Source organism: Micropruina sp. (assembly GCF_047606665.1).
Taxonomy (GTDB): domain Bacteria; phylum Actinomycetota; class Actinomycetes; order Propionibacteriales; family Propionibacteriaceae; genus Micropruina.
On the sequence record NZ_JASGEF010000053.1, the window covers coordinates 91,237 to 103,536 of the forward strand.

The window sequence follows — 12,300 nt, forward strand, 5'->3', positions numbered from 1 at the left end:
TCCCCGTGACCGACCTCCGTCCGCGCCCCGAGGCCGCGAGCGCACCCATCACGCAGCGGCGCTCCCCCGCCGTCCGTGCGGTCGGACTGCTGGTGCTGCTGGCCGCGCTCGCGGCGGCCGTGATCGTCAGTCTCGCGGTCGGCGCCCGCTCGATTCCGCCGCTCGAGGTGCTGCAGATCCTGTTCGGCGACCGCGGTGGGCAGAACGCGGCGGTGGTCAACCAGCTCCGCGTCCCGCGCACTCTGATCGCGCTCGTCGCCGGTGCCGCGCTGGGTGTCGCCGGCGCGCTGATCCAGGCGGTCACCCGCAACCCACTGGCCGATCCCGGCATCCTCGGGGTGAACGCCGGCGCCGCTTTCGCGTTGGCGATCGGCACCGGACTGCTCGGCATCTCCGGCGCCGCCGGCACACTGACCCTGGCCTATGTCGGGGCCTTCGGGGCGTCCCTGCTGGTGTACGCGATCGGCTCGCTGGGACGCGGCGGCGCCAGTCCGGTGCGGCTGATCCTGGCCGGCGTGGCCCTCGGTGCCGTCCTGGCCGGCATCACCCGCGCGATCACCCTGACCGATCGGGCGCGATTCGCCGGGATGACCGCCTGGGAGTCCGGCTCGCTGCTCGATCGGGACGCCGGGCTGCTCGCCCTGGCAGCGCCGCTCACCGTGGTCGGGCTGGGCATCGCGCTGGCCATCGGTTCGTCGCTGAACGCGATCGCGCTGGGCGACGACCTGGCCGCCGCGCTGGGCGCGAACGTGCTGCGCACCAGGATCTTCGCGGTGACCGCGGTGATGCTGCTGGCCGGCACCGCCACCGCGCTGGCCGGGCCGATCTCGTTCGTCGGGCTGATGGTGCCGCACGCCGTCCGGTGGATCGTCGGGCCCGATCAGCGCTGGATCATCGGCTACTCGGTGGTCGCCGCCCCGACTTTGCTGCTGCTCTCCGATGTGCTCGGACGCGTGGCGATCGCGCCCGGCGAGCTGCCGGCCGGCATCGTCACCGCCCTGGTCGGCGCGCCGGTGTTGGTCTTCCTGGTCCGGCAGCGGAAGGCGAGCGAACTGTGAGCGCCGGCGTCCAGGATCGGCCGCGGACATCCGACCCGCGGCAGGGCAGCTTCCCGATCCCGCTGGTCGGCGGCTGGGCGCCGCGGCGCGGCCTGCTGGTCGCCACGGTGGTCAGCGTTATCGCGCTGGTGCTGGCCGTGGTCGCGCTCGGCCTGGGCGATCTGCCGCTGAGCCCGGCCGAGGTGGTCCAGGCGCTGTTCGCCACCGACGGGAGCTTTACCTCGACCGTGGTGCGCGACTGGCGACTACCTCGGGTGCTCGGCGCGCTGGTGTTCGGCGCCGCGTTGGCCCTCTCCGGCGCGATCTTCCAGTCGCTGACCCGCAACCCGCTGGGCTCCCCGGACGTGATCGGCTTCGCCACCGGCGCCTATACCGGCGCCCTGCTGGCCCTCACCGTGATCGGTGCCGGCGCCGTGTCGGCCTCGGCGGGCGCCTTGGTCGGCGGCCTGCTCACCGCCGTGGTCGTGTACCTGCTCGCCTACCGGCGCGGCATGCAGGGCTTCCGGCTGATCATCGTCGGCATCGCGGTGACCGCGATGCTGCATGCCGCCAACCTGTTCCTGCTGCTGCGGGCACAAGAAGACGTCGCGATGGCCGCCGCGATCTGGGGCGCCGGCTCGATCGCGCTGCTCGGCTGGCCCGCCCTGGTGCCGGCCATGGGGGGGCTGGTGCTCTGCACACCCGGCCTGCTGCTGGTGCCGAGCCTGCGCCAGCTGGAGCTCGGCGACGATGCGGCGGCCGCGCACGGCGTGTCGGTGGAGCGGTCTCGGATCGGGTTGGTGCTGTTCGCGGTCGCGCTGGTCGCGATCGTCACCGCCAGCACCGGACCGATCGCGTTCGTCGCGCTGGCCGCGCCCCAGGTCGCCCGGCGGCTCACCGGGAGTGCGGGCATTCCGCTGGTCTCGTCCGCCGCCGTGGGGGCCGTGGTGCTGCTCGGTGCCGACCTGATCGCCCAGCACGTCCTGCCGGCCGACGTCCCGGTCGGCATCGTCACCGTCGTGCTCGGCGGTGTCTATCTGCTCACCCTGCTGGTTCACGAAGCGAGGAGCCGCTGATGACCGTCCCCGCACAGCAATCCCTGCGTGCCCCGAGGCTGCGCGCCGAGGGCGTCACGCTGCGCTACGACCAGCGCGTGGTGAGCACCGGGCTGACCGTCGACATCCCCGACCAGGAGTTCACCGTGATCATCGGCCCGAACGCCTGCGGGAAGAGCACGTTGCTGCGCTCGCTGTCGCGGCTGTTGCGCCCGGCGGAGGGTCGGGTCACCCTGGACGGCCAGGCGCTGGACGCCTACAAGCCCAAGGAGTTCGCCCGCCAGGTCGGGTTGCTGCCGCAGTCGTCCATCGCCCCGGACGGCATCACGGTGGTTGATCTGGTCAGCCGGGGACGGTTCCCTTACCAGAAGCTGGTCCGGCAGTGGACGCCGGCCGACGAAGACGCCGTGCGTGGCGCGATGGCCGCCACCAACGTCGCCGAGCTGGCGACCCGCGAAGTGGCGGAACTGTCCGGGGGCCAGCGGCAGCGGGTCTGGGCAGCGATGGCGATCGCCCAACAGACCCCGGTGCTGCTGCTGGACGAGCCCACCACCTACCTCGACCTCACCCACCAGATCGAGATGCTCGACCTGTTCGCCCGGTTGCATCGCGACGGCACCACCATCGTCGCGGTGCTGCACGATCTGAATCAGGCCGCTCGCTACGCCAGTCACCTGGTGGTGATGAAGGCCGGACGGCTGATCGCGGCCGGTCCACCGGCCCAGGTGCTGACCGTGGAGTTGGTCCGTGAGGTGTTCGAGTTGAACTGCCTGGTGATCGACGACCCGGCCTCGGGCACCCCGATGGTGGTGCCCACCGACGGCTGCTGGCGCTGAACCCAACTGATTGAGACTGCCGCGAGTGTCTGCGGTAGGCGGGACAACCGCCAACGGTCCGTCCGCCCCGCCGGTAGGCGTGGACCGGGGATCCAGACGAGCCTATAGGCTATAGGCTGCCGGAGTGAGTGGCCCGATCCCCAGCAAGAGCCAGTTCGCCTACACCGAGGTGAAACGGCGGATCCTGGCGGAGGAACTGGGCCCTGGCGCCCCGATCGGGCAGGAGCGGCTCGCGTCCGAACTCGGCATCAGCACCACCCCGCTGCGCGAGGCCCTCAAACAGCTCGCCGGGGAGGGCCTGGTGACCCTCAGCTCGCACCGGGACGCCGCCGTCACCCAGCTGACCGCAGCCGAGGCCCAAGACCTGCTCGACCTGCGCCGCGTCCTCGACCCGTTCGCCGCCGGGCTGGCCGCCGAACGCCGCGGGCCCCCCGACTTGGCCGCGATCGCCTCCGCCCTGGACGCACTGCATCCAGTCGCTGCCCAGCCCACCGCTGAATCGCTGCACGCACATCGCGCCTTTCACCGGGCCATCTACCGGGCGTCCCACAACCCGTCGTTGATCGGCATCCTGGACGGGTTGTGGGACCGGTCCGACCGCTACCGTCTGCTCGGCCTACGCCACCGCGTCCGACCGGGCGACCACGTCGAACGGGTCCGCGCCGAGCACGCCGCGATCGCCGACGCCGTGGCCGCCGGTGACCCGGCGACCGCTCGGGGGTTGATGCTCGAGCACGTCGACCGCAGCCTGATCGGGACCGTCGTCGCCGAACTCCGCGCGGGCGACAGGTGACCGGCAACGGACGCCGCCAGTTCGTGCTGCTGCTGGCGACTCTGGTGGTCACCCAGACCGGGCTGCACGCCGCCCGCCCGCTGATCTCCTACCGGACCATCGCAATGGGCGGCGGCGGTTTCGAGGTCGGCATCGCGGCCGCCGCCTTCGCGGCGCTGTCGGTGCTGGCGGCGATGCCGCTGGGGCGCTTCACCGACCGCACCGGCCGCACCCTGACCCTGCTGGTGATCGGCACAGTGCTGTGCGCGGCCTCGATCGGCTGGCTGGCGCTGGCGGCCGATCCGCTTGCGGTGGCCGCCTCGTCCACGGCTCTCGGCTTCGCCCACGTCCTGCTGATGGTCGGCGCGCAGGGGCATGTCGCCACGATCGCCACCGACGACCAGCTGGACGGGGGCTTCGGCGCGATGACCGCCTCGGTTTCGGCCGGGCAGCTGCTCGGCCCGTTGCTGGCCGGGTTCGCGCTCGGACCCGGTCAGGTCGGCGTTGCCGGCTCGGCGTGGGCGGCCGGGCTGGCCGCCGCCGTCGCCGCGGCGGCGATCCCGCTGGCGGTCTGCCTGGCACTCACCGCCCGCACTCGGAACGCCCCTCGTCGGCCCGCGCCGGATCCGGCCGACCGAATCGGCAGCCTGGAGTTGACCCGGCGTCCCGGCATTGCCAGCGCGCTGTTGACCAGCATGGCGCTGCTCACCGCCGTCGACATCCTGACCGCCTACCTGCCCCTGGTGGCTCACGACCGCGCCGTCGACGCCACCGCGGTCGGGCTGCTGCTCGGGTTGCGTGCCGCGGCGTCCCTGGCCTCGCGGATCGGGATCGGACGGCTCGCCGCCCGCTGGGGTCACGATCTGCTGGTCACCGCCAGCACCGTCGGCTCGGGAGTGGCGCTGGCAGTGATCGCCCTGCCGGTGTCGTCGATGGCGGTGCTGGTGCCGACGGCCCTGATCGGCGGGTTCCTGCTCGGCATCGGCCAGCCGCTGACCATGACGTTGGTGGTCCGATCGGTGCCGGCCACCTCCCGCGGGGCCGCGCTGGCGCTGCGCCTGGTCTCGAACCGGGTCGGGCAGGTGGTGCTGCCGACACTGGCCGCGGTAGGGACCGGTTGGCTGGGTGCGGCCGGCGCGCTGTGGTTCTCGGCGGCGGTGCTGGCGGCCTCCGGGCTCGCCCACCGGTTCGACGCCCGGACGCCGGCGCGGTCCGCGCCGTCCGGGCTCAGAGGGGGACGCCGCCGATGGTGAACATGGCCAGCAGGAAGGCCGCGAAGGTGCCGATGCCCCACTTGGCCGAGGTCAGCTGCCACTTGCCCATGTCCACCCCGGTCAGGTTGAGCAGCAGGTAGATGAAGCCGACCAGCGGGCTGAGCAGATGGAAGGCCTGTCCGGCGGTGGACGCGATGGCGATGTCCATCGCCGTGAACCCATTCTGCACGCCGACCTGGTTCAGCACCGGCAGCACGCCGAGATAGAAGGCGTCGTTGCTGAGCAGGAAGGTGCCCGGCGCCGAGGCGATCGCGGTGACCAGCGGCCAATGCGCGCCCAGCGCGTCCGGCACCCAGTCCGAGAGCGCCTGGCCCATCGCGCCGCTCATCCCGGTGCCGGCCAGCACACCCATGAAGACACCGGCGGCCAGCACCATGATGATCACCTGGACGGCTGAGGAGCCGTACTTCTCCACCACCCGGCGCTGATCGACCAGGTTGCCGTAGTTGATCACGATCGCGAGAGCGAAGCCGATCGCGAAGATCAGGGCGGCGTTCACCTTCGGGATGAACGGCAGCTCGCCACCGAACACCAGCACCACCATCATCACCATGGTCAGCACGAAGTTGAACCAGATGGTGTGCGGACGGCCCAGGTCGACGTCCTCGGGGTGGGTGGTCTTGCCCACTTCGGCGAGTTCCTCGGGGGTGATCTCCACCACCCCCAGCCGCTTGCGCTCGGAAAGTCCGCGGACGACGGCCACGCCGAGCACCCACAGCGCCGCCAGCACCATTCCGGGAATGATCCGGCGCAGCAACTCGCCTTCGTCGACGTTCAGGGCAGTGATGATCCGGGCGGTGGGACCGCCCCAGGGCAGCAGGTTCATGATCGAGTTGGCAAGGATGACCAGTACCGCGAGGTCCATCATCTTCATGTTCAGCTTGCGGTAGACCGGGATCATCGACGAGCAGACCACCAGTGTGGTAGTCGACCCGTCGCCGTCCACCGACACTGCCAGGGACAGCACCGCGGTGCCGACCAGCACCTTCAACGGGTCGCCTTTGACCACCCGGAGGATGAACGCCACCACCGGGTCGAACAGACCGGCGGTGAGCATCAGGCCGAAGTAGAGGATCGCGAACAGCAGCATCACCGCGGTACCCGCGACACCGGTGATCTCCAGATCGGCGTTACTGGTGATGCCGGCGATGGCGAACTTGAAGATGTCCGTCCAGGTGAACCCGCCGGCGACGAACGCCGCAACGATGCCGACCACCAGCGGCACCAGGACCAGCGAGGTGAACGGGGTGGCCTTCTTGGTCATGATCAAGGTCATGAATCCAGCCACGATGATCAAGCCGAACATTGCCAGCATCGCTGCACTCTTCCTCTTTGAAGAACCTGGGAAACGGTGGATGTGGGGTCACCGGACGCTTCGTCCGGACGCATTCGCACATGTCGCGCGATGCGCCGTCCGTTTCCGGGGAACCGTACTTCTCCGACCATCCCGCCGACAATACGAACTGCTGCGTACACAATGAACTTTTCCCGGCCCGCGGCGAGCGAGCCGGATCGCGCCGGCCGCGCGCAGGCGTCCGGAGGTCCTCCGGGCACCGCGCCGATGACCAGGAGAACCGTCCCGATGGCCACGACCGGTTCACAGGCGTCCGGACGCTGGCCGAGGCTACCGACGGGCGGCGTCCGGGTTTGCCATAGTTGGGCGCATGGCTACGGTGCCGGCGCTGGTCGGCTCCCGGCGATTCGAACCTCGCGTCCGGGGTCGGCACCGGGGGCTCTGGTCGGGCGCCCAGGATCGGTGGAGCCTCTCCGTCCAGATCTTCTCGCTGATCCTGCTGGTCTTGGCCATCACGGTGGCGCCGATCTGGGTGCTGGCCGTCCGCTCGGCCACCGACACCGCGCGGGCCGAGGCGGTAGCCCGTGCCGAGGCGGCGGCCGTAGCACTGGCCGGCTCGCCATGGCTCGTCGAGGCAGCCGGCTCGCCCGACCCACCGGCGGTGCTGCGCGAGCCGATCGAGCGGATCAGGGCCGCGGACAATCTGCTCTTCATCATCGTCATCTCCCCCGACGGCATCCGATGGACGCATCCAACCGGCGAACGCGTCGGCGGCGCCTACAACGGCAGCTGGCTTCCAGCCCGCGAGGGCGGCACGGTGGTCGAGGACTTCACCGGCACCCTCGGCCCGTCCGTCCGCGTGGTAGTTCCGGCCAGAGACGGCACGGGGCAGGTGGTCGCCCTGGTGTCGGTGGCGGTGGCGATGGCATCGGTCAACCAGCTCGCGTTCGACCGGGCAGCCCAGGTGATCCCGTTCGCCGCCGGCGCGCTGGCGGTCGGCCTGCTGGGGTCCTGGGCGATCGCCCGGCGGCTGCACCGACAGACCCGCGGCCTGGGATCGGTCGGACTGCGGCGACTGCACACCTACTACGAGGCCGTGCTGCACTCGCTGCGGGCCGGCCTGGTGATGGCCGGCAAGGACGGCACGGTGATGCTGATCAACGACGACGCCCGCGACCTGATCGGGATGCCCGAGATAGAACCCGGCCAGCGGGTGGAGGATCTGTGGCTCGACCCCGAGTTGATGGAGTTGATGACCTCGGACCGGGAGTGCTACGGCGAGCAATTCGTCGAAGACGGCCGGGTGCTGGTGGTCACCCGCGAGCGCGCTGTCTTCGACGGCGAAGACCTCGGCTGGGTGACCACGCTGCGGGACCGCACCGAGCTCGTCCGGTTGACCGGCGAACTGGATTCGCTGCGGTCGTTCAGCGAGATGCTGCGCAGCCGCGCCCACGAGGCCGACAATCGGATGCACACCGTGATCATGCTGATCGAAATGGGCCGGGGCCAGGACGCCATCGCCTATGCGACAGCGACCGTCGCCGGCAACCGAGCCCAGATCGAGGCCGTCACCCGTGCCGTCCAGGACGAGCCGCTGGCGGCGCTGTTGCTAGGCAAATCGGCTCAGGCCCACGAGCACGGCGTCGAGTTGCTGCTGGCCGAGGATCTGGACGTGCCGAACACCGGTGACCGCGGCCCGGACGTCCTGGTGATCGTCGGAAACCTGGTGGACAACGCCATCGACGCCGTCGTCGGCCTTCCCGGCGAGCGCTGGGTGCGGGTGGCCGGGCGAGTGGACAACGCCGCCGGCGGCGTCCGGAACGACCTGGTGCCGACACTGGTGCTGGAGATCAGCGACTCCGGCGTCGGCGTCGACCCCGCGGATCTGGACCGGATCTTCACCCGCGGCTGGAGCACCAAGCCGGCCGAGGACGATGCCCGGCCACACGGGCGAGGCCTGGGACTGTCCCTGGTCTCCGGCGCCGTGCGCCGGCTGGCCGGTTCGATCGACGTCCGGCAGAACCCGTCGAGGTTCGAGGTCAGGATTCCGCTGCCGCCGCGCGATTTGGAAAAATGACCTGATGATTAGGGTGCTGGTGGTGGACGACCAGCCGGTGGTCGCCGAAGGGCACAGCCTGTACGTGCGACGGGTCCCCGGCTTCGAGGTGGTCGGCGTCGAACTCGACGGGCGCAGCGCCGTCGAGAGGTGCGCCATCGGCGGGGTCGACCTGGTGCTGCTCGATCTCGACATGCCCGGCATGCACGGCTTGGAGGTGGCACGGGCACTGCAGACCATGCCGGATGGACCCGACATCATGGTGCTGACCGCCACCCGCGACGTACCGTCGATGCGCGGCGCAGTCCGCAGCGGTGCGTTGCACTATGTGATCAAGCCGTTCTCGTTCGCCACACTGCGGGCCAAGCTGCTGCACTACGCGTCGTTCGTCGCCGCGACCACCGGGGAACGTGAGGTGCTCGACCAGGGCGAGATCGACGCGGCGCTGGCCGCGCTGCGCGACCCGGCCGGGCCACAGCTGGCCAAGGGCATGTCCAAGGAGACCATGGTGGCCGTCCGGGCGGCGGTACGCTCCGCAGCGGGTGGGCTCTCGGCCAGCCGGGTCGCCGAGATCATCGGCGCCTCGCGGGTCACCGCCCGGCGCTATCTGGAGCATCTGGCCGACACCGGCGGGTGCGAACGGGTACCGGTGTACGGCCGGACCGGCCGTCCGGAGCTCACCTATCGGATGCGCATGCTGCCCGCTCCGGACGCCTGACCGGCGCTGCCGAGCGGCACCTTTGGCGCCTATGGGGCGGCGGCGCCGGCGTCCGGATCGCGAGTCTCATCCCGAAGCTCCACACCGGAGGCAATACGGTAGCTAAGGTTAGGCAAAGCTAACCACCCGCACGGGCCCAACGGGAGCTGAGACCGCGCGAGTGCCACCCACCATCACCCGCGGACGGCGAACAACGTGCTGGCTACCTTCATCATCGGCCTGCGTGAAGGGCTCGAGGCTGCCCTCATCGTCGGCATCGTCGCTGCGTTCCTACGCCGCAACGGACACTCGCTGACCCCGATGCTGGTCGGTGTCGGAGCCGCGATCCTGCTCAGCCTCGGTGTCGGCATCGGGCTGCGGACGGTGGAGACGAGCCTGCCGCAGGACGCCCAGGAAGGCATGGAGGCGATCATCGGCGTCATCGCCATCGTCTTCGTCACCGGCATGCTGATGTGGATGAACGGTCACGCCCGCGGCTTGAAGCGCGAGCTGGAAAGTTCCGCCGACCACGCCTTGGGCTCCGGCACCGGCCGAGCGCTGGTGGTGATGGCGTTCCTGGCGGTGCTCAAAGAGGGCTTCGAGAGCGCGGTGTTCCTGTTGGCCACGTTCTCGGCGTCCACCAACGCCGACCTGGCCGCCACCGGAGCCACCCTGGGCATTCTGACTGCGGCGGTGATCGGCTACGGCCTTTACACCGGCGGCATGCGGATCAACCTCGGCAAATTCTTCCAGGTCACCAGCCTCTTCCTGCTGCTGGTCGCGGCAGGTCTGGTGGTGAACGCGTTGGGCAAGATGCGTGGTGCCGGCTGGCTGAACGCCGGCCAGGCCACCACCGTCGACCTGTCCTGGCTGGCGCCGCCGGGATCGGTCCAAGGCGCGCTGTTCACCGGCGTCCTGGGCATTCCACCCGACCCGCGGGTGATTCAGGTGGTCGCCTGGTTCGCCTACCTGGTCCCGATGGCACTGTATGTCTACTGGCCGCGGAAGTGGCGGCCAAGCCCGTCCGGCGCGGTGCGCCTGCGGTACGGGGTCGCCGGCGTCCTTGCGGTCACCGCGGGGGTGCTGTTCGGCGTCCTCGGTCCGGCGCAACTGCCTGCGCTCGGGGCCGCGGCACTGCTGAACCAGTCCGGCCAAATGGTTGGCAGCGTCCAGGTGGACACCGGCCAGGCCATTGTCACGGTGGGCGCCGCCGAGTCGGCGATGCCGCTGACCGGCGGCGTCCCCGAGGCACATCGGGGCGTGCCGGACGCCGTCGCTTACCAGCAGGCGCTCGAACCGGCCAGCTCCGCGGCCCTGCCAGCAACTCTGACCCTCGACGAACTGGTTGCCGTCAACGGCGGACGCCTCCCCGTCGGCATCAACCCGCAACTCGCCAAGGGCCCGTTCACCACCAGCTGGTCACGCACCGGGGAACGCCGATTGTGGCTGACCTCCAACGAAGTGCTCGACTTCACCCAGACCGAGGCCACCACCGCGACGATCAGCGGCGGCGGGCTGGAACATCCGCGAACTCTGAACCTCAACGGGAGGTTGAGCAACGGAACGCAGCTCCGGTCGGGTTCGCTGACCGTGGACGACGCCCGTGTGCAGGCCGCCGCGGACGCCGCCCGGCACGTCCGTGCCGAGCAGGTGGAGCGCGATTTCTGGGGTCGGACGCTACCCGTCCTGTTGCTGCTGGCGGCTCTGGTCGTCCTGTTCCTCGCCGTGCGCGCCCAGCGCCGACTCACCCCGCCCGAGCCGGTGGCCGCGGCGTCCGAATCCGAATCAAGGAGGAATCTCAATGTCCCATAAGTCCCACGCGGTGGCCGGCCTGGGTGCCGCTCTCGCCTTGGCGACCGGCCTGGCCGGGTGCTCGGCCAGCAGCTCGCCGAGTACGTCGACCAGCCCGTCCGCATCGGCATCGACCGGCGGCGCTCCAGTGGTCAACGGCGTCGCCCAGGTCAAGGTGACTCTGACCGGCGGCGAGGGCGGCGACACCTGCACTGCCGACTTCGCCACCGCGCCGGCCGGACCGATCACCTTCACCGTCGAGAACGTCAGCTCGACCGCGATCACCGAGGTCGAGCTGCAGAGCGAGCTGAAGATCCTCGGCGAGAAGGAGAACCTCGCGCCCGGCCTGCCCGCCTCCAGCTTCACCGTCACCATCGACGGTGGCCAGTACACGCTGTACTGCCTGGGCGCCACGCCGCAGACCCAGCCGTTCACCGTCACCGGACAGGCCGCCGCCGCACCGACCGGCAGCACCGCGACCCTGCTGAACCAGGGCGCCCAGGACTACGCCGTCTGGGTGGGCACCCAGGCCGACGGACTCAAAGGGGCGGTCGCCGCGCTGAAGAAGGCCGTCGACGCCGGCGATGTGGACGCCGCGAAGACCGCCTACATCCAGGGCCGCCCGTTCTACGAGAAGATCGAATCCGACGTCGAGGGCTTCGTGATGCCCGGCTTCAAGGTCGACGACAACAAGGGCAACCTCGACTACCTGATCGACATGCGGGCGTCCAACCTGGACGAGAAGGTCGGCTGGTCGGGCTTCCATGCCGTCGAGCGCGATCTGTGGAAGGCCGGCAAGATCACCGATTCGACCAAGAAGTACGCCACCGAGCTGGAAAGCAACGTCGGCAAACTGGTCGATGTGGTGAAGACGCTCGAGTTCAAGCCGGAAGATCTGGCCAACGGTGCGGCCGCCCTGCTCGAAGAGGTGCAGTCGGGCAAGATCACCGGCGAAGAAGAGGCCTACAGCCACATCGACCTGTACGACTTCCACGCCAATCTCGAAGGTGCCCGGCAGGCGTTCGGCTACCTGCAGCCGGGACTGGAGAAGATCGATCCCGATCTGCTGCAGCAGGTCGTCGCCCAGTTCGGCAATGTGGACACCGCCCTGGGCAAGCTGCGGACCAAGGATTCGCCGACCGGCTACCTGGCCTGGACCGCTGCAAATCGCGACGAGCACCGCAAGGCACTGAGCCAGGCCGTGCTCGCCCTGCAGCAGCCGATGCAGAAGATCGCCGAGAAGGTCGCCACGGCCACGTGACGCCGATGGCGCTCGGCATGGGGCGCCGGACGGCCCCGGTTGTGAACGGAGCAGGAGATGACTGAGGAATCGCACGCCGATCCTTCGGGCAGCGCTGCCCCGCCGCAGCCGGGGCCGTCCACGACCGGTCCGGACGCCTCCGCGCCGGCCGGGTTCTCCCGCCGCCGATTGATCGCCGGCGGCGCCGCGGCGGCTGCCGCCGGCGCTGCGGTCGGCGGTGGCGCCGC

At 70.3% G+C, this 12,300-nt stretch carries 10 protein-coding genes; 9 read left to right on the forward strand and 1 reads right to left on the reverse strand.

All coding sequences use genetic code 11. The features are described 5' to 3' along the window. Positions 1 to 5 precede the first annotated feature (5 nt). The 5 genes from QM619_RS13070 (at position 6) to QM619_RS13090 (ending at position 4,953) form a co-directional block, all read left to right on the forward strand. Entirely contained in the window at positions 6 to 1,058 is a 1,053-nt protein-coding gene (locus tag QM619_RS13070) for a FecCD family ABC transporter permease (protein ID WP_415109318.1), read from the forward strand. Next, the gene (locus QM619_RS13075; RefSeq protein ID WP_415109320.1) at positions 1,055 to 2,113 is read left to right on the forward strand and encodes a FecCD family ABC transporter permease; all 1,059 of its coding nucleotides are present in this window, start codon (positions 1,055 to 1,057) and stop codon (positions 2,111 to 2,113) included. The genes QM619_RS13070 and QM619_RS13075 overlap by 4 nt, the downstream gene beginning before the upstream one ends. Continuing rightward, the gene (locus QM619_RS13080; RefSeq protein WP_415109323.1) at positions 2,113 to 2,928 is read left to right on the forward strand and encodes an ABC transporter ATP-binding protein; all 816 of its coding nucleotides are present in this window, start codon (positions 2,113 to 2,115) and stop codon (positions 2,926 to 2,928) included. The genes QM619_RS13075 and QM619_RS13080 overlap by 1 nt, the downstream gene beginning before the upstream one ends. 124 nt (positions 2,929 to 3,052) lie before the next feature. After that, a complete protein-coding gene (locus QM619_RS13085; protein WP_415109326.1) occupies positions 3,053 to 3,721 on the forward strand; it encodes a GntR family transcriptional regulator in 669 nt (222 codons plus the stop codon). Next, positions 3,718 to 4,953, forward strand: a complete 1,236-nt coding sequence (locus QM619_RS13090; protein ID WP_415109329.1) for an MFS transporter — start codon at positions 3,718 to 3,720, stop codon at positions 4,951 to 4,953. Before QM619_RS13085 ends, QM619_RS13090 begins: the two co-directional genes overlap by 4 nt. Here the strand turns inward: QM619_RS13090 and QM619_RS13095 are convergent. Beyond that, positions 4,928 to 6,289 carry a CitMHS family transporter gene (locus tag QM619_RS13095; RefSeq protein ID WP_415109332.1) on the reverse strand — a complete coding sequence of 454 codons (1,362 nt, stop codon included), beginning with the start codon at positions 6,287 to 6,289 and terminating at the stop codon, positions 4,928 to 4,930. The genes QM619_RS13090 and QM619_RS13095 overlap by 26 nt on opposite strands. A 349-nt stretch (positions 6,290 to 6,638) precedes the next feature. On the opposite strand from QM619_RS13095, the gene QM619_RS13100 reads away from it, so the two are divergent. The 4 genes from QM619_RS13100 to efeO all read left to right on the forward strand — a co-directional run bounded on the left by QM619_RS13100 (position 6,639) and on the right by efeO (position 12,073). Beyond that, positions 6,639 to 8,345, forward strand: a complete 1,707-nt coding sequence (locus QM619_RS13100) for an ATP-binding protein (protein WP_415109335.1) — start codon at positions 6,639 to 6,641, stop codon at positions 8,343 to 8,345. 4 nt (positions 8,346 to 8,349) lie between these two features. Beyond that, on the forward strand, positions 8,350 to 9,042 hold the full coding sequence (locus QM619_RS13105) for a response regulator (RefSeq protein WP_415109338.1): 693 nt from the start codon (positions 8,350 to 8,352) through the stop codon (positions 9,040 to 9,042). A gap of 195 nt (positions 9,043 to 9,237) precedes the next feature. After that, the gene (efeU, locus tag QM619_RS13110; RefSeq protein ID WP_415109341.1) at positions 9,238 to 10,833 is read left to right on the forward strand and encodes an iron uptake transporter permease EfeU; all 1,596 of its coding nucleotides are present in this window, start codon (positions 9,238 to 9,240) and stop codon (positions 10,831 to 10,833) included. After that, on the forward strand, positions 10,823 to 12,073 hold the full coding sequence (gene efeO, locus QM619_RS13115; RefSeq protein ID WP_415109344.1) for an iron uptake system protein EfeO: 1,251 nt from the start codon (positions 10,823 to 10,825) through the stop codon (positions 12,071 to 12,073). Before efeU ends, efeO begins: the two co-directional genes overlap by 11 nt. Positions 12,074 to 12,300 lie beyond the last annotated feature (227 nt).